Raw genomic sequence first — 19,949 nt, 5'->3', positions numbered from 1 at the left:
GTGACGGTCAGCGGCGGGCGCAGGTCACCGTTGGTAGGGCATTGGTTCCGGTGGTGCTGGCCAGGAAGCCGAAGGTCGTGGTGCCTTCTGGTGCGACCGTGCCGTTGTAGGAGACGTTGGTCGCCGTCACCGACGAGCCGGACGACGTCTGTGTGGCGCTCCAGATCTGACTGATCGACTGCCCGCTGGGCCAGGTCCAACTCGCGGTCCAGCCGGCGAACGGCGTACTGCCGTGGTTCATGATCATGACCTCGCCCTGGAAGCCGCCCTGCCAGGCGCTGACGACCTTGTAGACCGCCATGCAGTCACCGCTGCTCGGCGGCGGGGTGGTCGGGTTCGGCGGGGGAGTGGTCGGGTTCGGGGGTGGAGTCGTCGGGTTCGGCGGCGGGGTCGTCGGGTTCGGCGGCGGGGTGGTCGGGTTCGGCGGCGGGGTGCCACCCGGACCCACTCCGGTCACCTGGCCGTTGCCGCCGTCGAAGGTCACGTCGGAGCAGCCGAAGAAGTTCTCCTGCGAGTCCGCGCGCACCCAGCGGGAGTAGATGATGTGCTGGCCGCTCTTGCCCGACGGCAGGTTGCCACTGAAGTAGTAGTGCCCGTCGTTGGTGCCGACCGCGCCGCGCTGCGGCGGGTTGGTCACCGTGAGGAACGGCTGCTCCTCCAGGTCACCCCAGGCCAGCGCCCGGGTCGGGCTCCAGCTGTTCTTCGTCACGTAGAAGTAGAAGGTGCCCGGGTGGTGCGCCCAGTTGCTGTACCGGAAGTCCAACCGCGCACCGGCGGTCAGGTGGGTCAGCGGCCAGTCGGTGCGGGCCAGGTCGTAGCCGCGGTAGCCGGGGTTGCCGCCGCTGCACAACTGCCCGTCCGGAATGAAGCCAGTGGTCCGGCCACCGGCATCGGAGCGCAGCACACTGAACCAGTTGTAGAGCGAGTTCGCACCGCTCTGCCCCACGGCCGCGGAGCACGCGGGGTTGTTCGGCCTGATCTCACCTGTCTGGCTGAGGCCGTCCTGCCAGCAGAGGTAGGTGCGGCTGCCCGGGGTCATCGCGGCGCCATGCGCGGCGGCGGGCTGCGGACTGGACGCCAGGGCGACAGCGCCCAGCGCGAGGGTCACGGCCGCGATGAGCAACGCGGCCGTACGGGAACGGTTCACGGGTTCTCCTGACTCGCGAGGCGCGCCGCCCGCGCCGCCCCGCCGCAATCGGGTGGGATGTGGCCTGATCGCCCCGCTGTCGTCAGCGGTGCGACGATCACGGCGACGTGCCCCGGCGGGAACCGGCCGGTGGACGTGCGCCGTCAACGGTCCTGTCAGGGACCGGTGCCCTCGCGTCTAACGAACCCGGCAACCGGCGGCGCGGCAGCCCTCGCACCGCCCGGTACGCGTCATCCCACCATGCCGCGCGGCCGCAGCGCAATAGTCGATCCTCGATGAATGGGATGACCCACCGGTCGCCGGTGGACGCCATATCCTGCGTACGGGGATGACAAGACGGAGAGGCGCAGCCGGTGCCGGACGTGTTCGACGAGGTGCACCGCCGTTGCCGCTCCGGCGAGCCGGTCGCTCTGGCCACCGTCGTGGCCACCTGGCGCTCAGCGCCGCAGCCGCCCGGCGCCACCATGCTGGTCGCGGCCGACGGCACGGTCACCGGCAGCGTCTCCGGCGGCTGCGTGGAGGCGGACGTCTACGAACGGGCCCGTCACGTGCTCGAAACCGCCACACCAGAGCTGACTCGCTACGGAATCAGCGACGACGACGCGTACGCCGTGGGCCTGACCTGCGGCGGCATCCTCGACGTGTTCGTGGAACGCGTCGACGCCCGCGACCTGCCGGAGTTGGACGCGGTCGACGCCGCCCGCCGGGCCGGGCAACCAGCGGCAGTCGTCACCTGCGTGGCGGCCGACGCCGCCGAATCACCGGGCGCGGTGTCGACCGACCCGGCCCGGCGGCTGGGTCGGCGGCTGGTGCTGGCCGGCCAGCGGGTGATCGGCTCGCTCGGCGACGACCGACTCGACGACGCCGCCAGCGCCGATGCCCTCGGGCTGCTCGCGGCCGGGCGCAGCGGGGTGCTTCGGTACGGCTACCAGGGGCAGCGCCGAGGCGGCGGGCTCAGTCTCTTCGTGGCCGCGTACACCACCGCGCCCCGAATGATCGTCTTCGGGGCGATCGACTTCGCCGGCGCAGTGGCCCGGCTCGGCGCGTTCCTCGGCTACCGGGTCACCATCTGCGACGCCCGGCCGGTCTTCACCACCGCGCGGCGCTTTCCCGAGGCGGACGAGGTGGTGGTGCAGTGGCCCCACCGCTACCTGCGCGCGGAGGTGGACGCCGATCGGGTCGACGGGCGGACGGTGGTGTGCGTGCTCACCCACGACCCCAAGTTCGACGTGCCGTTGCTGGAGTTGGCGCTGCGCCACCCGCTGGCATACGTCGGCGCGATGGGTTCGCGGCGCACCCACGACGAGCGGCACAAGCTGCTGCGCGAGGCGGGGCTCAGCGCGGCGCAGCTCGCCCGGCTCGCCTCCCCGATCGGGTTGGACCTCGGTGGGCGTACACCGGAGGAGACCGCGGTGAGCGTGGCCGCGCAGATCGTCGCGGCCCGCTGGGGCGGCACCGGCCGTCCGCTGGGGGCGCTCGACGGGCCGATCCACCAGCCGGGATAGCGCGCGCCGTTGCACCGTCTTCGGCACCCGCCGGGCGTTGCGCTGTGCCAGCCTGGTGCCACGCCGTTCGTCTCCGCGTGCGGCGGGCACTGGCGACGACGAAAGGAGCAGCATGGGATACGCGGTGGTGCTCGGCGAGGCGCTGGTCGACCTGCTCGACACCGAACGCGACGGTGAGCGGGTGTACCGGCAGGCGATCGGCGGCGGTCCGCTCAACGTCGCCGTCGGGGTGACCCGGCTCGGCGGCGCGGCACAGTTCGTGGGGTCGCTCGGCGACGACGTGCTGGCCGGCCGGATCCGCGCCTTCCTGACCGCGCTCGACGTCGGGCTGGCCGGCGCGGTCACAGTGCCCGCGTCGACCACGCTCGCGGTGGTCACCTTCGCCGGCCCGGAACCCGACTTCCGCTTCTACGGCGAGCCGCCCTCCTACAGCCTGCTGGGCCCCGACGATCTGGACCTGGCACTGGTGGAGGGCGCCGACGTGCTCTACTGCGGGTCGGTCGTGCTGCTCCAGCCCGCCACGCTGGCCGCCGCCAAGCGCGCCTGGTCGCTCGCCACCGGTCTGCGGGTCTTCGACCCGAACGTACGCCCCTGGCTGCTGGACGGTCCGGCCGCGCTGGAAGGGCTGCGCGAGGTGGTGGCCGAGTTCGCCGCCAGCGCGCATCTGGTCAAGCTGAGCACCGCCGACGCCCAGCTGCTCTACCCGGGCGAGCCGGTGGAGGGGGTGGCCGCGTACCTGCGCGAGCTGGGCGCCACCACGGTGGTGGTGACGCTGGGCGCGGCCGGCGCGGTGCTCACCGCCGCCGGGGCGGATCCGGTACGCGTACCAGCCGCAAAGGTGAACGCGGTCGACGCCACCGGCGCCGGCGACTCGGTGATGGCCGCGTTGATCGCCGATCTGCTCCTGGACGGCGAACCGGCCGACCCGGCGGTCTGGGTCGACCGGGTGGCATTCGCGCTCCGGGTGGCCGGCCTGGTCTGCGAGGCACCAGGCGGCGCCACCGCCATGCCCACCCGCGCCGATGTGGAGCGCCGCTTCGGGGGCTAGACCGTGCCGTCGAGCTCGTTGTAGCCGCGGCGGGCGGCGATCAGGGCGGCGCGGGCGCCGAAGGGCGCCTCGGCGGCCACCCGTTCCGGCGGCGCGCTACCGGTGTGCGCGGCCCGGATCAGCCACGCCAGCCTCGCCAGCTCGGCGTGCTGGGCTCGGACGAAATCGACGTCCACCGGGTCACCGTGGCCCGGCACCACCACCGTGCGCGCGGTGGTCAGTCGCAGCAGGTCCGCGACCGCGTCCGGCCACTGCAGGGGGTACGAGTCCTCGAACGCGGGCGGTCCGCTCTGCTCCACCAGATCTCCGGCGACCAACACGTCGGCGTCCGGCACGTGCACCACCAGGTCGGCCTCGGTGTGCCCCCGCCCCGGGTGCCGCAGTAGCACCCGCCGGCCGCCCAGGTCGAGAGTCGTCTCGGTGTGCACGGTGTGCGTCGGGGCGAGCAGCGGGGTGTCGGCCAGCTCGGCGGCGAGCGCCGGGTGCTCCGTCCGCACCTCCTCGTACGCCTCCCGGCGCAGCCGCTCCGGCTCCTCACGCAGGGCTGCGGCGGCCAGCTCGTGCGCGTACACCGGGCGGGGTGGGTCGCCGGCCAGGACGGCGTTGCCGAAGCAGTGGTCGTAGTGGTGGTGGGTGTTGACCAGCGTCAACGGACGGTCGGTGACCGCCCGGACGGCGGCGGCCAGTTCGGTGGCCTGAGCGGCCGACGAGAGCGTGTCCACCAGGAGCGCCTCGTCGTCGCCGACGACCAGGGTGACGTTGATCCGCAGCAGGGGCTCGCGTATCACGTGCACCCGGTCGGCGACCTCGACGAAGCCGGCGTTCACGACGCCCGCCCGGCACGGTCGACGAAGCGTTGCCGGTCCACCAGGATCCGGTCCACGCGGCCCCGCGCCACCGTCTGGTCGCCGTCGCTGACCGTGACCTCGAACGACAGCTGGCGACCGTCGACGGTCGCCAGCAGGGCCTGCGCCCGGACCGTCCGGCCGACCACGGTCGGCGCCAGGTGCTCCAGCTCGACCCTGGTCCCCACGGTCGTCGACCCGGCCGGCATCCAGGGCGCCGTCGCCTCGACGGTGGCCGCTTCGGCCAGTGCGAGCACCCGGGGAGTGCCCAGCACCGGTACGTCCCCGGAACCCACCGCCTGGGCGGTGTCCGCGTCGGTGACCGTCAACTCGACCTGCGCGGTCAGACCCGGCGCGAAGGCCGGCTCGGGCTGCTCCTGCATGGTCGTCAGCCTAGGTGCTCCCCGAGCCCACCGAGCACGCGCCCGGGGATCCTGGCACCGACCGCCTCCCACCTGTGCCCGGCTTCGCCGGGTGGTCCCCGTCGGTCGATGCCGGCCCCGTCGCTAACCTTGACCCCGATGGCCGTCGTGACTGACCCCCAGCCCCCCGCCCGGACCGACCCGCCCGCGTCCCCCGACGGGGGTCGTCGGCGCGTCGTCGCCATGACCGTCTGGGCGGTCGCCTTCGTCGCCGCGTGGCTGGCCATCGGGCTGCCCACCGACCCCACGTACGCCTTCGTCTGGATCTGGGCCGCGACCATCGCCTGGAACAGCGACCGCCCGTGGCGTAGTCACCTGCGCTTCGCCCGGGACTGGGTGCCGGTGGTGCTGCTGTTCGTCCTGTACAACCTCTCGCGCGGGTTCGCCGACAACGGGGCCACGCCGCACGCGATGGAGTTGATCGTCGCCGACCGGTTCATGTTCGGCTGGGCCACCGGCGGTGAGGTGCCCACCGTCTGGTTGCAGCAGCACCTCTACCACCCGCAGGTGCACTGGTGGGACGTCGCGGCGAGCTGGGTGTACTTCTCGCACTTCGTGGTGGCGCTGACCGCCGCCGCGGTGCTCTGGATACGCGACCGGCACCGCTGGGCCGCGTACATGCGGCGCTGGGGCTTCCTCTGCGCCGCCGGCCTGGTCACCTACTTCATCTACCCGGCCGCCCCGCCCTGGTGGGCGGCGCAGAACGGGCTGCTCACCGAGGTCGCCCGGATCTCCACCCGGGGCTGGAAGGCGTTCGGCATGCACGGTGCCGGCAACGTGCTCAACGCCGGCCAGATCGCCTCCAACCCGGTCGCCGCCATGCCGTCGCTGCACACCGCGTGGGCGCTGTTCGTGGTGCTGTTCTTCCTGACCGCCACCCGCCGCCGCTGGTGGCCGCTGCTGCTCGCGTACCCGCTGGCGATGACCTTCACCCTGGTCTACTCGGGTGAGCACTACGTGATCGACGTGCTGGTCGGCTGGGCGTACGTGGGGCTGACCTTCCTGGTGGTCGGCTTGGCCGAGCGCGGCTGGGCCGTCTGGCGGGCCCGCCACCCGAGGGCCGGAACCGACCCGGGCGCCGGGGAACCACCAGGGCGGATCACCGCCCCCGACGGCACCGCCGGACCGCCGGCCGACGAGCAGCCGGCGTCACGCGGACCGATCACCCCCGACCAACCAGCGGTACCCGTCGACCGCTGACCCCGATCAGCGGGGTGGGGTCAGGCGGGCGGAGTGTGCGCGGGCGGTCAGGTCGGCTGCCAGGGCCCAGGCCTCTGCCAGGTCCCGGTCCTGGGCCGTGGCGCCGGATCCACCTGCGGTGTCGGCGTGCACGGAGGCCAGCCCCAGGCGGCGCTGGACCGGCCCCTGCACCACCCGCACACTCTGAATCCGGGCGTACGGCACGATCACCAACTGCCGGGTGAGCCGCCCGGACCGGGTGGCGAACACCCGCTCGAACAGCCCCGCACCGAACGCGCCACGGCCCAGCGGATGCAGCCAACGCGTACGGCGCGGCGGCGGGCTCAGCGCCAGCGCGTCGAGGCGTACACCCGGCAGCACCTCGGCGACGATCATCGTGGCCGTCGGCAGGTCACCGACCGGCAGCAGCCGGTCGGGTCGGTTGCGGTCGTCGGCCTCCGCCACGGAGTACCCGGCCACCTCCAGGCGCAGCCGCAGCCAGCCGTTTCCCCGCCACAGCAACGGCCAGGTGGCCCGCACCGTCTGCACCCGCTCCAGCGGGACGGTCTGCGCCCGCGTCTCCAGCAGGCCGTTGTGCACCCTCAGCGTGCCGCCGTCGCGGGCCAGCCGGAAATTCCAGTCGTCGAGGACCCGGCGGATCGGTTGCAGCAGCACACCGGCCATCGCGGTCAGCGTGCTCGCCACCGCGACGAACGACCACGACCCCGCGGTGAGGAACTGCATCGCGACGAAGGCCACACCGAACGGGAGCAGGAACGCCTGCGGGGTGAGCAGTTGGCTGATCAGCAGGCTCTGGTTGCGTACCGCGTGCAGTGGTCGGCCCGGCGTGGCCGCCGGTGGCACCGCCGCCCCCGGGGCCACGGCGTGGTCCGGTGCGGGCGCCTGCGCCACCCGCCCGGCCAGCACCAGCAGACGCTCGCGCAGCAGGGCCGCGTCGGCCACCCCGAGGTACGCCAGTGGCGCCTCGGTCTTGCCCCCGCCGACCACCTCAAGACGCAGCTCGGCGAGGCCGGTGAGCTGGGCGAGCAGGGGCCGGACCACCTCCACGGCCTGCAGTCGCTCCAACGGGATGGCCCGGGTACGCCGCCAGAGCAGCCCTTCGTACACCCGTAGCTCACGGCCCACCACGTGGTAGCCGGTGTTGTACCAGCTGATCACCGACAGCACGGTCGCGCCGAGCGCCAGCACCACCACCATGGCGGCGAACCAGCCGAAGCCCACCCGGGACAGCGTCGACCAGGACAGCCCGGCGATCACCACGACCAGTGACTTGGCGCCGTGCAGCACCGGGCTGAGCGGATGCAGTCGCTGCCGAGGCTCGCCCTCGACGCCGCTCGGCGGTGTGGGCCACGGATAGGGCGCCCCCGGCGGCACCGGCCCGTGGGGCGTCGGGCCGGCGGGTGGCACGGTGCTCGGCTCGGTGGGGCCGTCGCTCATCGGGCCGGCCCCCGGCGTGGCCCGCGGTCGCCCGCTCGGGTGCTCACAGCCCCTCCGCCCGGTCCTCGCCAAGCGCGGTGAGCCGGTCGCGTAGCCGGGACGCCTCCGCCGGGCGCAGCCCGGGCACCCGGGCGTCGCTCGCGGCCGCCGCCGTGTGCAACTGCACGGTGGCCAGGTCGAAGACGCGCTCCAGCGGCCCGGCGCTGACGTCGACGAACTGCATCCGCGAATACGGCACGATGGAGAGCCGGCGGACCAGCAGCCCGTGCCGGACCAGCAGGTCGTTCTCCCGCTCGGCGTACCCCCAGGCCCGGACCGCGCGGACGATCGCGATGGCCCGCCACACGCCGAGCACCAGCACGAAGGCGAGGGCGAGCCCGAACAGCCAGTGGCCGCTCAACGCCCAGCCGACCGCCGTCACCGCCAGCCCGATGGCGACCACGATCGCCAGCCGGATCAGCTCCACCCAGATCAGGTCGGTGGAGATCGGCTGCCAGTGGACCGTGTCCGGCCAGGGCTCCAGCGGCCCTCGCCCCACCGGCCCACGCGTCAACAGGGAGTCGGGCGGCAGGAGGCCTGGCGCCGGCAGGTCGGGTGGGCGCTGGTCGGCGCCGGGTGCCGGCCGGTGGCCCGGTGCCGGCAGCGCGCCCGGCGGTAGCGGGGCGGGCGACGACGCGTCAGGCGGGGAAGGCTCCGGGCCGAGCGTGCCGGGCGCCGGGAACGCGCCAGGCGGCGGCGGGACGCCAGGTGGTGCGGTGGCCGGGGTGGGCGGCCAGGACGGGGAGGTGGGGCCGGGGGAAGCCGGTGGGTCGCCGCTCACGTGTCGAGCGTAGGCGATCCGGGCACCGGAGTGACGGCACGCAGGAAGCCGCGAGCGTCCAGGAAGTCACCGAGGCTGCCTCGGTGCTCGGCGCAGGCCAGCCAGGTCTTGCGCCGATCGGCGTCGTGCAGGCGAGGATTGTTCCATTCCAAGGCCCACACCGCGGTGGCCCGGCAGCCCCGGGCCGAGCAGACCAGTGCCTCGTCGGCGGGGGAGGGGATGCTCATCCCGGCCAGTCTAGGGCGGCGGGACGGAGAGCTTATGCGCCGGGCGACCACGGGGGGAGTCGCCCGGCGACGGGGTGAATCGTACACGCGGTGGCCAGTTGATGAACACCCGTGATGCGCAATTCGGCTGCCGGGGACGGCGCGGCGAAAATCGGCTTCTCCCCACCTCGACACTCAGCAAGGCGTGCGAGTCTTGATACCGCACGAGCCGCGACGACCGACCAACGCTGTGGAGGACCGGTGGCCCAGCCGACCATGCCCGAAACCCCGACGCCGAATGGGGCGGCACCGCAGCCACCTGCGCCGGTGACCACCCCCGCGGAGGACGCCACGCTGCTGGAGCGGGCGATGTTCGAGATCAAACGTGTGATCGTCGGGCAGGACCGGATGGTGGAGCGGATGTTCGTCGCGTTGCTCGCCCGTGGTCACTGCCTGCTCGAAGGGGTGCCCGGGGTCGCCAAGACCCTGGCGGTGGAGACCCTCGCCAAGGTCGTCGGCGGGTCCTTCGCCCGGATGCAGTTCACCCCGGACCTGGTGCCGGCCGACATCATGGGCACTCGGATCTACCGGCAGTCGAGCGAGAAGTTCGACGTCGAGTTGGGCCCGGTCTTCGTCAACTTCCTGCTCGCCGACGAGATCAACCGGGCTCCGGCGAAGGTGCAGTCCGCGCTGCTCGAGGTGATGAGCGAGCGGCAGGTCTCCATCGGTGGTGAGAGCCACCGGGTGCCCGACCCGTTCCTGGTGATGGCGACCCAGAACCCGATCGAGCAGGAGGGCGTCTACCCGCTGCCGGAGGCGCAGCGCGACCGGTTCCTCATGAAGATCGTGGTGGGCTACCCGACCGACGCGGAGGAACGGGAGATCGTCTACCGGATGGGCGTGACCGCGCCCGAGCCGACCGCGGTCTTCGACACACCCGAGCTGATCGCCCTGCAACGCAAGGCGGACCAGGTCTTCGTGCACAACGCCCTGGTCGACTACGCGGTCCGGCTGGTGCTGGCGACCCGAGCCCCGGCCGAGCACGGGATGCCCGACGTCGCCCAGCTGATCCAGTACGGGGCCAGCCCGCGCGCATCGCTGGGTCTGGTCCGGGCGACCCGCGCGCTGGCGCTGCTGCGTGGGCGGGACTACGCCCTGCCGCAGGACGTGCAGGACATCGCGCCGGACATCCTGCGGCACCGGTTGGTGCTCAGCTACGACGCGCTCGCCGACGACGTGCCCGCCGACCACATCGTGCACCGGGTGATGTCGACCATCCCGCTCCCGGCGGTCGCCAGCCGGCAGCAGGCCTCCCCGTCACCGACCGCCCCGCCGCCGCCGGGCGCAGGCTGGCCCGGGCAACGCCCGTGACCTCACCCACCCCTCGACCCGCCCCCCTCGCCGATCGCAGCGAGGCCGTGCTGTCCCGGCTTCAGCTGCTCGTCACCCGCAAGCTCGACGGTTTGCTTCAGGGCGACTACGCCGGCCTGCTGCCCGGACCGGGCAGCGAGGCGGGAGAGTCACGGGAGTACCGCCCCGGCGACGACGTCCGCCGGATGGACTGGCCGGTCACCGCACGGACCACGACACCGCACGTGCGGCGTACGGTCGCCGACCGGGAGCTGGAGACCTGGCTAGCGGTGGATCTCTCCGCCAGCCTGGACTTCGGCACCGGACAGTGGCTCAAGCGGGAGGTGGTGGTCGCCGCCGCGGCTGCCGTCACGCACCTGACCGTGCGCGGTGGCAACCGGATCGGCGCGGTGATCGGCACCGGCGGCGGGGCGTCCGCGCCGGCACGACGCTGGCGAGGTGGACCACCGCCGGTCGGGCCCGGTGTGCTCACCCGCCTGCCGGCCCGCTCCGGTCGTAAGGAGGCGCAGGGCCTGCTGCGTGCCGTCGCCGGCACCACCATCCAGCCCGGCCGTGGTGACCTGGGTGCCCTGATCGAGATGCTCAACCGTCCGCCCCGTCGGCGCGGGGTGGCCGTGGTGATCTCGGACTTTCTCGCGCCGGCCGAGCAGTGGGCCCGGCCGATGCGCAAGCTGCGGGTCCGTCACGACGTGCTGGCGATCGAGGTGATCGACCCGCGCGAGCTGGAGCTGCCCGACGTGGGCGTGTTGCCGGTGGTCGACCCGGAGAGCGGCGAGCTGCACGAGGTGCAGACCGCCGACCCGCGGCTGCGGCAGCGCTACGCCGAGGCCGCCGCCGCCCAACGGGCCACGATCGCCGCCGCCCTGCGCGGCGCGGGCGCGGCCCACCTGCGTCTGCGTACCGACCGAGACTGGCTGCTGGACATGGTGCGATTCGTGGCCGCGCAGCGGCACGCGCGTACCCGGGGGACGACACGATGATCCGTTTCATGCAACCGTGGTGGCTGCTGGCCGTACTGCCGGTGCTCGCACTTGCCGCGTTCTACATCTGGCGGCAGCTGCACCGTCGGGCGTACGCGATGCGGTTCACCAATGTGGACCTGCTGCGCACGGTGGCGCCGAAGGGGCTCGGTTGGCGTCGGCACGTTCCGGCGACCGCGTTCCTGCTCTGCCTGCTGGTGCTGGCCACCGCACTGGCCCGGCCCGCGGTGGACACCAAGGAGCCGCTGGAGCGGGCCACCGTGATGCTCGCCATCGACGTGTCGTTGTCGATGCAGGCCGACGACGTGGCACCGAACCGACTGGAGGCGGCACAGGAGGCGGCCAAACAGTTCGTCAGTGAGCTGCCGGAGAGCTACAACCTGGGGCTGGTGTCGTTCGCCAAGGCGGCCAACGTGCTGGTGCCGCCGGGCAAGGACCGCGACGCGGTGACCAGTGCCATCGACGGGCTGGTGCTGGCCGAGGCGACCGCGACCGGTGAGGCGGTGTTCACCTGCCTGGAGGCGATCCGGTCGGTGCCGGCCGACGGCGCGGCGGGCATTCCGCCGGCACGGATCGTGCTGCTCTCCGACGGGTTCCGCACCTCCGGGCGGGCGGTGGAGGAGGCGGCGGCGGCGGCGCAGGCGGCCAACGTCCCGGTGTCCACCATCGCCTTCGGCACCGACACCGGCCAGGTCGACATCGGTGGGCAGTTGCAGCGGGTGCCGGTGGATCGGTTGGCCCTGGCCGAGCTTGCCGAGACCACCGAGGGCTACTTCTACGAGGCGGCCTCGGTGAGCGAGTTGAAGCAGGTCTATCAGGACATGGGCAGCTCGATCGGCTTCCGCACCGAGCCGCGTGAGGTGACCCAGTGGTACGCGGGGCTGGCATTGCTGCTGGCGCTCTGCGCTGGTGCGCTCAGCCTGCTCTGGTCGTCGCGGATGCTCTGAGCGGTGGGCCGGCGGTGGTCCACCGCCGCCGGCCGGCGGTGGTCAGTGACCGCCGCCGGCCAGCACGAAGACGATGGCCACCCAGACGGCGGCGAGAGTGAAGCCCAGCGGGGCGACGTAGCGGCTCATGGATGGCTCCGGGTGGCGGCTGGACGGTCCGCGTGCGGGGGCGGACCGCAGGGGGTGGGGACGCGCACACGAAGTCGTGACCGGGCGGCTCCCGGCGACCGTCCGGGATCGGACGGCGCGGCACACACACCTCGGCGTGGACCGAAGCGGTGGGGGAGCGGAGCGGGGTCAGCTCACCAGACTGAGTCGTGACTCAGCGGGGCTGACCATTGGCCCGGCCACGACTGGGAGGATCGCTATCTCGCACAGCGATCACCTCCTGCAAGTCGGGCCGGCCGGAACGTCGATGATCGTACACCTGTGAGGTCGATGGGACGCAGTCGGCCGAGCGGCCGGCGACCCCTCCACCGCCCGGCTGACGCCGCCTCCTCGGGTGGCCCGCCGGCTGGCCCGCCCGCACGACCGTGACCAGCACCGCGGCGAGCAGTGGCAGCCAGCAGAAGCGCGTCAGCACCCAGCCCAGGTCGTTCGGGACGGTGTGCAACCCCGGCAGGGTCAGCCCGCTGCGGGCGGTGAGCGCTGTCACCGCCACCAGCACCGGCTGATGCCACAGGTAGATCCGGACCGCGGATCGGTTCACCTCGGTCACCGCCCGGCCCGGCAGCGGCCGGGTCAGCAACCGTTCCAGCGCCGGCCGAGCGAGCAGCGCCAGCCCGACCTGGGTGACTGCCAGGGCCACCGCCAGCAGTGATGGCGGGTTCAGGTTGGACACCCCCGCCCCGGGCACCCCGACCGCGCTCACCGGGTAGCCCAGCGCCAGCAGTGCCGCCAGGACGGCCACCCCACCACCGGCCAGCGTGCTGGCCGCTCGCCGCCCGGCCAGCAGCCCATCGGCGTGTGCCACGCCGAGCAGGTACGGCACCGACCAGGCCGCCACCACGGTGACCGGTGGCAGGTGGGTGCCGGCCGGCAGCAGGCGCACGGTCAGGTCGGCCAGCGCGACCACGGTCACCGCCGGTACGACGCAGCGCCCCAACCCCCACCGGCGTACGGCGACGCGCAGCGGGCCGGTCGACGCGACCAGGAGGAGCAGCGGCACCAGGAACCACAGCGGGCTGACCGCGAGCCGCAGTGCGACGGTGAGCGTGTCGTCCGGGGTGCCGACGACGGTGGCGGCGAGCAGGACGGCGGCACCCACTCCCAGCAACGCCACCGTGGGCAGTAGCAGCCCGCGCAGCCGACGAGCCAGCCAACCGCCCGCGCCGCCCCCGTGGCGGGCCAGCGATCGGGCCGAGCCGAACCCGGCGGCGAAGAAGAACAACCCGAGCGTCTGCAACACCCAGGTCAACGGGGCCAGACCGGGCAGCGCGGTCAACGGGCTGGCCTGGTGCAGCCCACCGTCGCCGGCCACCACCAGCCCGGTGACCAGCCAGTGCCCCAGCACCACCCCGCCGATGGCGTACGCCCGCAGCGCGTCGACGAAACGGTCGCGGTTCACCGGGCGTCCCCGACCCGGTCGGCGTCGTCCAGGACGACCGCCGCGACCGCGGCCAGGGTGGAACTGCCCGGCGCGAGGTAGCCGTCGTGCCCGGCGACCCCACCCACCGGCAACTGCCGGGCCCCGAACGCCGGGTCGCCCGGACGACGGCCGAAGCCGAGGCCGGGCAGTCGCACCGGCGGCACCCGACGGATCCAGTCGGTGGGTGCCTCGGCCGCCCAGAACCGCCGCCCGCGCAGGTCACCGGCGCGCTGCACCCCGGCCCCGATGCCGCCGAGGCTGACCACGTCGCGGACCTGGGCCGGGGCCTCCGTCGCCGCCAGCGACACCACCAGCGCCCCGTAGCTGTGCCCCACCAGCGTGATCGTCGCCGCCGGGCTCCGCGCGGCCAGTTCCCGCAGCAGCAGGGCCAGCCCGGCCGCGCCGCGCCGGGCACTGACACCACCGGCGGCGGTCAACACCCCGTCGGGCGGGTCGTAGCCGAGCCAGGCCAGCACCGCGACCCGCGCCGTCGGGTCGGTCGCCCGCAGCTCCCGATAGAGCTGCCCGGCCTGCACCGCTGGCGCACGGTGGGCCACCCCGCCCAACCCCCGGTCGAAGTCCGCGAGGGTGCTGCCCACCCCGGGCACCAGCACCGCGATCCGGTCCGCGCCGGCCAGGTCGCCGAGCACCTCGACGGCGCGGCCGTCGCCGCGCGGGTCGAACAGCAGAAACCGACGCCCGTCGGCCGCCCAGTCCGCGTACGGGGGGCCGGCCGTGCACATCGCCGCCGCCATGACCGGGTACGCCTCGACGAACCCCGCCGCCGCGACCGGCTCGGGTCGGGTCGGCAGGACCAGGTTCACGCCGAGCAGCGCGGCCAGCGCCACACGGCTGGCACCTCGTCGTCGCATCACGTTCTCCCTCCGGAATGTCGTCCGGAGGCAGAGTGCGCGGGTGGGGGGCCATCGGTCGTCGTCCCGGGGAGCCGTTCGTGGGCTGGCTCCACGGTGCTACTCGCCGGCTGCCACCAGACCTGTCTCGTAGGCCAGCACCACGGCCTGGGCCCGGTCGCGCAGCCCCAGCTTCGCCAGGATCCGCCCGACGTGCGTCTTCACGGTCTGCTCTGCCACCACCAGGTCACCCGCGATCTCCGCGTTGTTGCGGCCCCGAGCGATCAACCGCAGCACCTCGGTCTCCCGTGGAGTGAGCCCGGCCAGGTCGGTGGGGCGCGGCCGGCGGCGGTCCGGGCGGGCCGCGAACTCGGCGATGAGCCGGCGGGTGACCGCCGGGGCGAGCAGCGCGTCCCCGGCCGCGACCACCCGCACCGCCTGCACCAGGTCGGCTGCCGGGGCGTCCTTGAGCAGGAAGCCGCTGGCCCCGGCGCGCAGCGCCTCGTACACGTAGTCGTCCAGGTCGAAGGTGGTGAGGATGAGCACCCGGGGTCGCTGCGCCGAACGGTCGCCGAGCAGCTTGCGGGTGGCGGCCAGCCCGTCCAACACCGGCATCCGCACGTCCATCAGCACCACGTCCGGGTCGAGCCGGCGGGCGGCGGCGACGGCCTGCGCGCCGTCGGCGGCGTCACCCACCACCAGCAGATCCGGTTGGGCGGCGAGCAGCGCGCCGAAGCCCTGCCGGACCATCGCCTGGTCGTCGGCGATCAGCACCCGGATCATCGGTTCCCGCCCTCCGCGTCGTACGGCAGCTCGGCCGCCACCGTGTAACCCCCGTCGGGCAGCGGCCCGGCGCTGAACGTACCTCCCAACGAGGTGGCCCGCTCCCGCATGCCGGTCACCCCATGCCCGGCGCCCACCTCGGACTCCGGCCGGGCGCGCCCGTCGTCGGGCGGCGCGTTCTGCACGCGTACCCCCAGGGTGGACTGATCGGCGTGGACGGTGACTCGCACCGCGGCCCCGGCCGCGTGCCGGGCCGCGTTGGCCAGACCCTCCTGCACGATGCGGTACGCGGCCAGCCCGACCGGCGCGGGCACCTGTCCGTCGTCCACCGGCCCGGCGTCCAGGGTCACCGGCATGCCGGCTCGGCGCGCCGCGTCCACCATCGCGCCCAGGTCGGTCAGGTTCGGCTGCGGGGCGGTCTGCGGCCCGGTCGACTCGCTGCGCAGCACTCCCAACAGCCGCCGCATGTCGTTCAGCGCGTCGCGGGCTGAGGCGGCGATGGCGACGAATTCCGCGGCCGTCGACGCCGGCACGTTGGTCAGCCGGTACGGGGCGGTCTCCGCCTGCACCGCGATCAGCGACATGTGGTGGGCCACCACGTCGTGCATCTCCCGGGCGATCCGGGTGCGTTCCTCCAGCACCGCGCGGCGTTCCTGCTCCCGCTCGCTCAGCTCGGTCTGCGCGGCCAGCGCATGCCGGGACAGCCGGTTACGCCGGATCAGGTCGCCGACGATCGCCAGCGCGCCGAGCAGCGCCAGGACGGCGGCCCGGTTCTCGGCGCGAGCCAGGGTGAGTACCGGCACCGTGGTGATCGCCACCAGCCAGGCCAGCACCGGCCGGTCGACCCGCGCGACGACCACCGCGACCACCGCGACCGACCCGAGCGCCAGCGGCGGGGTCCACGGGCCGGGCAGGTCGGCCGGCGCGTTGAACGTGCACACCAGCAGGGCCAGCACGGTCAGCCGCCAGGCCAGCAGCGGACGTCGGGGCAGCGCCAGCAGCGGCGCCACGGTCATCGCCGCGAACAGCACCGCGATCGGCGTCGGCAGGCCCCAGTCGCTCTCCACGGCGACCGTGATCCAGAAGAGGCCGAGCGCGGCGAGCAGCCCGACCGGGGCGGCGTATCGGGCCAGCCGGGGCCAGCGTGCCAGCAGCGGTCGACCGGGCGGGGCGTCCGGGCCCAGCAGGGTCTGCCGCAGGGCCCGCAGGGCCACGACGATCGGTTGCCGGTTCACCACCGGGAGGCTACGGGCCGACCCCTCGCGAGGGCGTGCCACCAGGGGTTGATCCTGGTGTCGTACCCCAGTCTGACGCGGTCCCCGTTAGCGCTTACCTGTCGGTAACGCCTAGGCTCGCCTGCGACTGAGATCAGCTGAGCAAGGGGGAACCGTGGCCCGTACCGTGCTGGTGACCGGTGGCAACCGGGGAATCGGCCTGGCCATCGCGCAGGCCTTCGCCAAGCAGGGCGACCGGGTGGCGGTCACCCACCGCAGCGGCGAGGCCCCGGAAGGGCTGTTCGGCGTACGCGCCGACGTCACCGACGCGGCCTCGATCGACGCCGCGTTCACGGCGGTGGAGGCCGAGCTGGGGCCGGTCGAGGTGCTGGTCGCCAACGCCGGCATGACCGCCGACACGCTGCTGCTGCGGATGACCGAGGAGCAGTTCACCGGTGTGGTGGACACCAACCTCACCGGTGCGTTCCGGGTCGCCAAGCGAGCCTCCGGCAAGATGCTCCGCGCCAAGTGGGGTCGCATGATCTTCATCTCCTCGGTGGTCGGCCTCGCCGGCGGTGCCGGGCAGGTCAACTACGCCGCCAGCAAGGCCGGTCTGATTGGCGTGGCCCGCTCGATCACCCGGGAGCTGGGCAGCCGCAACATCACCGCCAACGTGGTGGCGCCCGGCTTCATCGACACGGACATGACCGCCGGCCTGTCCGAGGACCGCAAGGCGGAGATCCGCAAGTCGATCCCGGCCGGCCGGATGGCCAGCCCGGACGAGGTCGCCGGGGTGGTCACCTGGCTGGCCTCCGACAGCGCCGGGTACGTCTCCGGCGCCGTGATCCCGGTCGACGGCGGCCTCGGCATGGGCCACTAACCCTTTTTGAGTACGGAGGAAACCCTGCATGTCCGGACTGCTCGCCGGTAAGCGGCTGCTCGTCAGTGGTGTCATCACCGATGCCTCGATCGCCTTCTCGGTGGCGAAGCTCGCTCAGGAGAACGGCGCACAGGTCGTGCTGACCGGCTTCGGCCGGCTATCCCTGGTCGAGCGGATCGCCAGGCGGCTGCCCGAGCCGGCGCCGGTGATCGAGGTGGACGTGACCAACACCGAGCACCTGGCCAGCCTCGCCGACCGGGTCCGTGAGCACGTCGACGGGCTCGACGGTGTCGTGCACTCGATCGGCTTCGCCCCGCAGAGCTGCCTCGGCGGTGGCTTCCTCGACGCCCCCTGGGAGGACGTGGCGACCGCCCTGCACGTCTCCACCTTCTCGTACAAGTCGCTGGCCATGGCGGCGCTGCCGCTGATGTCGCCCGGCGGCGCGGTGGTCGGCCTGACCTTCGACGCGACGAAGGCGTGGCCGGTCTACGACTGGATGGGCGTGGCCAAGGCCGGTCTGGAGTCGGCGTCCCGCTACCTGGCGATGCACCTGGGCAAGCAGGGCATCCGCAGCAACCTGGTCGCCGCCGGGCCGCTGCGCACCATCGCCGCGAAGTCGATCCCCGGCTTCGACCAGTTCGAGGACGCCTGGGCCGAGCGGGCCCCGCTGGGCTGGAGCCTCACCGACCAGGAGCCCGCCGCGCGGGCCTGCCTGGCGCTGCTCTCCGACTGGTTCCCGGCCACCACCGGCGAGATCGTCCACGTCGACGGCGGCTACCACGCCATCGGTTCCTGACGCTCCTCCGACGACGCCCCCGAGCGCCGGACGCGTGACCCACGCGTCCGGTCCAGGGGGCGTCGCCGGGTGATCCCGGCCGACCGGCAAGAATGACCCCATGTCGTACGACGCGGTGGTGCTGGTGTCCTTCGGCGGCCCGGAGCGGCCCGAGGACGTGATGCCGTTCCTGCAGAACGTGACCCGGGGCCGGGGCGTGCCGCCCGAGCGGCTGGCCGAGGTCGCCGAGCACTACCAGCACTTCGGTGGGGTGTCCCCGATCAACCAGCAGTGCCGAGACCTGCTGGCCGCCGTCCGGGCCGACTTCGCCGCGCACGGTCTCGACCTGCCCGTCTACTGGGGCAACCGCAACTGGGACCCGATGCTCGCCGACACCGTGACCCAGATGCGCGACGACGGGGTGACCCGTGCGCTGGCCTTCGTCACCAGCGCGTACGGCGGCTACTCGTCCTGCCGGCAGTACCAGGAGGACATCGCCGCCGCGCGGGCCGCTGTCGGCCCGGACGCCCCGGTGATCGAGAAGCTGCGCCAGTTCTGGGACCACCCCGGCTTCGTCGAGCCGCACACCGACGCGGTCCGGGCGGCCCTGGGCCAACTCGACCCGGCGAAGCGGGACACCACCCGGCTGGTCTTCACCGCCCACTCCGTCCCCACCTCCATGGCGGCCAACGCCGGCCCGCACGGCGGCCGGTACGAGGCGCAGCTGCACGAGAGCGCCCGCCTGGTGGCCGCAGCCGCCGCACCCGACCTGGTGTACGACCTGGTCTGGCAGAGCCGCTCCGGCCCGCCGCAGATGCCATGGCTGGAACCGGACATCAACGACCACCTGGCCACCCTCGCGCAGGGCGGCACCACCAGCGTGGTGGTCAGCCCGATCGGGTTCGTCTCCGACCACCTGGAGGTCGTGTGGGACCTGGACACCGAGGCCCTCGAGACGGCCAAGCAGCTCGGCCTGGACTTCGCACGGGCTGCCACCCCGGGCACCGACCCGCGCTTCGTGACCATGGTGCGTGAGCTGGTCACCGAGCGGACCGACCCGGACGGTGCGCAGCTGCGCCGCCGCCTCGGAGAGCTGCCGATGTGGGACACCTGCCCCACCGTTTGCTGTGTGCCGACCCGCCGCCCCTGACCTCTGAGGATCATCATGCATGACCGCAAGCCCGTGCAGAGTTGGCTGACCGACATGGACGGCGTGCTGGTGCACGAGGGCCAGCCGGTGCCCGGCGCACCGGAGTTCATCAGCCGGCTGCGGTCCTCCGGCAAGCCTTTCCTGGTGCTGACCAACAACTCGATCTACACCCCGCGTGACCTGACGGCTCGGCTCAGCCGAATGGGGCTGGACGTGCCGGAGGAGTCGATCTGGTCGTCCGCGCTGGCCACCGGCCAGTTCCTCGCCGACCAGCGGCCGGGCGGCACCGCGTACGTGATCGGGGAGGCCGGGCTGACCACGGCGCTGCACGCGGTCGGTTACGTGCTCACCGACTTCGCCCCGGACTACGTGGTGCTCGGCGAGACCCGCACCTACAGCTTCGAGGCGATCACCAAGGCGGTCCGTCTGATCAACGACGGAGCCCGGTTCATCTGCACCAACCCCGACGTGACCGGCCCGTCCGTGGAGGGCGCACTGCCCGCCGCCGGCTCGGTCGCCGCCATGATCTCCAAGGCGACCGGGGTAGAGCCGTACTTCGTCGGCAAGCCGAACCCGATGATGATGCGCTCCGCGCTCAACACGATCAACGCGCACTCGGAGAGCACCGCGATGATCGGTGACCGGATGGACACCGACATCCTGTGCGGCCTGGAGGCCGGGCTGGTCGATGGAGGTGGCGTCGAAACCGCGCTCGGCGAAGAGCTGCCGACCGGTGGCGATCAACTGCTCCCGTCGCTGGGCCGCCGACATCCGAACACG

Annotated in this window: 20 protein-coding genes; 10 read left to right on the top strand and 10 right to left on the bottom strand. The window is 73.3% G+C overall.

All coding sequences use genetic code 11. The features are described 5' to 3' along the window. Positions 1-7: 7 nt before the first annotated feature. The gene (locus ABZT18_RS30565) at positions 8-1,147 is read right to left on the bottom strand and encodes a lytic polysaccharide monooxygenase (protein WP_355253119.1); all 1,140 of its coding nucleotides are present in this window, start codon (positions 1,145-1,147) and stop codon (positions 8-10) included. A 353-nt stretch (positions 1,148-1,500) separates the two neighbouring features. Between ABZT18_RS30565 and ABZT18_RS30560 the strand changes: the two genes are divergently transcribed. Beyond that, positions 1,501-2,652, top strand: coding sequence for an XdhC/CoxI family protein (locus ABZT18_RS30560; RefSeq protein ID WP_354997293.1), 1,152 nt, complete (start codon positions 1,501-1,503; stop codon positions 2,650-2,652). A 112-nt stretch (positions 2,653-2,764) separates the two neighbouring features. After that, entirely contained in the window at positions 2,765-3,700 is a 936-nt protein-coding gene (locus ABZT18_RS30555) for a carbohydrate kinase (protein ID WP_355253116.1), read from the top strand. On the opposite strand, the gene ABZT18_RS30550 is transcribed toward ABZT18_RS30555, so the two are convergent. After that, a complete protein-coding gene (locus tag ABZT18_RS30550; RefSeq protein WP_355253113.1) occupies positions 3,697-4,527 on the bottom strand; it encodes an MBL fold metallo-hydrolase in 831 nt (276 codons plus the stop codon). The two genes, ABZT18_RS30555 and ABZT18_RS30550, sit on opposite strands and share 4 nt — an antisense overlap. Beyond that, the gene (locus ABZT18_RS30545; protein WP_354997296.1) at positions 4,524-4,928 is read right to left on the bottom strand and encodes a hotdog domain-containing protein; all 405 of its coding nucleotides are present in this window, start codon (positions 4,926-4,928) and stop codon (positions 4,524-4,526) included. Before ABZT18_RS30545 ends, ABZT18_RS30550 begins: the two co-directional genes overlap by 4 nt. 138 nt (positions 4,929-5,066) lie before the next feature. On the opposite strand from ABZT18_RS30545, the gene ABZT18_RS30540 reads away from it, so the two are divergent. After that, positions 5,067-6,167 (top strand): phosphatase PAP2 family protein, encoded by a 1,101-nt coding sequence (locus ABZT18_RS30540; RefSeq protein ID WP_355253110.1) that lies wholly within the window; start codon positions 5,067-5,069, stop codon positions 6,165-6,167. Between the two features lie 6 nt (positions 6,168-6,173). On the opposite strand, the gene ABZT18_RS30535 is transcribed toward ABZT18_RS30540, so the two are convergent. The 3 genes from ABZT18_RS30535 to ABZT18_RS30525 form a co-directional block, all read right to left on the bottom strand. Continuing rightward, positions 6,174-7,604, bottom strand: coding sequence for a PH domain-containing protein (locus ABZT18_RS30535; RefSeq protein WP_355253107.1), 1,431 nt, complete (start codon positions 7,602-7,604; stop codon positions 6,174-6,176). Between the two features lie 43 nt (positions 7,605-7,647). Then, positions 7,648-8,175 (bottom strand): PH domain-containing protein, encoded by a 528-nt coding sequence (locus tag ABZT18_RS30530; protein ID WP_354997312.1) that lies wholly within the window; start codon positions 8,173-8,175, stop codon positions 7,648-7,650. Positions 8,176-8,420: 245 nt separating this feature from the next. Next, positions 8,421-8,651, bottom strand: a complete 231-nt coding sequence (locus tag ABZT18_RS30525; RefSeq protein ID WP_354997299.1) for a hypothetical protein — start codon at positions 8,649-8,651, stop codon at positions 8,421-8,423. A 240-nt stretch (positions 8,652-8,891) separates the two neighbouring features. Here ABZT18_RS30525 and ABZT18_RS30520 point away from each other — a divergent pair, with 240 nt between their 5' ends. The 3 genes from ABZT18_RS30520 to ABZT18_RS30510 are packed head-to-tail and all read left to right on the top strand — an operon-like array spanning position 8,892 to position 11,928. Next, entirely contained in the window at positions 8,892-10,001 is a 1,110-nt protein-coding gene (locus tag ABZT18_RS30520) for a MoxR family ATPase (RefSeq protein ID WP_354997300.1), read from the top strand. Next, the gene (locus ABZT18_RS30515) at positions 9,980-10,981 is read left to right on the top strand and encodes a DUF58 domain-containing protein (protein ID WP_354997313.1); all 1,002 of its coding nucleotides are present in this window, start codon (positions 9,980-9,982) and stop codon (positions 10,979-10,981) included. The genes ABZT18_RS30520 and ABZT18_RS30515 overlap by 22 nt, the downstream gene beginning before the upstream one ends. Beyond that, on the top strand, positions 10,978-11,928 hold the full coding sequence (locus ABZT18_RS30510; protein WP_354997301.1) for a VWA domain-containing protein: 951 nt from the start codon (positions 10,978-10,980) through the stop codon (positions 11,926-11,928). The genes ABZT18_RS30515 and ABZT18_RS30510 overlap by 4 nt, the downstream gene beginning before the upstream one ends. Before the next feature lie 322 nt (positions 11,929-12,250). Here the strand turns inward: ABZT18_RS30510 and ABZT18_RS30505 are convergent, their stop codons facing one another. The 4 genes from ABZT18_RS30505 to ABZT18_RS30490 form a co-directional block, all read right to left on the bottom strand. Continuing rightward, positions 12,251-13,495 carry an acyltransferase family protein gene (locus ABZT18_RS30505; protein WP_355253104.1) on the bottom strand — a complete coding sequence of 415 codons (1,245 nt, stop codon included), beginning with the start codon at positions 13,493-13,495 and terminating at the stop codon, positions 12,251-12,253. After that, on the bottom strand, positions 13,492-14,388 hold the full coding sequence (locus ABZT18_RS30500) for an alpha/beta hydrolase (protein WP_355253101.1): 897 nt from the start codon (positions 14,386-14,388) through the stop codon (positions 13,492-13,494). The genes ABZT18_RS30505 and ABZT18_RS30500 overlap by 4 nt, the downstream gene beginning before the upstream one ends. A gap of 99 nt (positions 14,389-14,487) precedes the next feature. Next, a complete protein-coding gene (locus ABZT18_RS30495) occupies positions 14,488-15,150 on the bottom strand; it encodes a response regulator transcription factor (protein WP_354997304.1) in 663 nt (220 codons plus the stop codon). After that, complete coding sequence (locus tag ABZT18_RS30490) at positions 15,147-16,385, bottom strand: histidine kinase (protein WP_355253098.1); 1,239 nt, start codon at positions 16,383-16,385, stop codon at positions 15,147-15,149. The genes ABZT18_RS30495 and ABZT18_RS30490 overlap by 4 nt, the downstream gene beginning before the upstream one ends. A gap of 154 nt (positions 16,386-16,539) precedes the next feature. On the opposite strand from ABZT18_RS30490, the gene fabG reads away from it, so the two are divergent. The 4 genes from fabG to ABZT18_RS30470 form a co-directional block, all read left to right on the top strand. After that, a complete protein-coding gene (fabG, locus tag ABZT18_RS30485) occupies positions 16,540-17,244 on the top strand; it encodes a 3-oxoacyl-ACP reductase FabG (RefSeq protein WP_355253095.1) in 705 nt (234 codons plus the stop codon). A 28-nt stretch (positions 17,245-17,272) separates the two neighbouring features. Beyond that, positions 17,273-18,040: an enoyl-ACP reductase FabI gene (fabI, locus tag ABZT18_RS30480; RefSeq protein ID WP_354997307.1), complete on the top strand. Its 768-nt coding sequence runs from the start codon at positions 17,273-17,275 to the stop codon at positions 18,038-18,040. Between the two features lie 100 nt (positions 18,041-18,140). Then, complete coding sequence (locus ABZT18_RS30475; RefSeq protein WP_354997308.1) at positions 18,141-19,169, top strand: ferrochelatase; 1,029 nt, start codon at positions 18,141-18,143, stop codon at positions 19,167-19,169. A gap of 15 nt (positions 19,170-19,184) precedes the next feature. Further along, on the top strand, positions 19,185-19,949 hold a 765-nt coding region (locus tag ABZT18_RS30470; protein ID WP_355253092.1), incomplete at its 3' end, for an HAD-IIA family hydrolase.

Origin of the sequence: Micromonospora sp. NPDC005291 (assembly GCF_040607415.1) — a bacterium.
Taxonomy (GTDB): Bacteria; Actinomycetota; Actinomycetes; order Mycobacteriales; family Micromonosporaceae; genus Micromonospora.
Note: the sequence above shows the minus strand (reverse complement) of the source record. Positions and strands in the feature narration are given on the sequence as shown.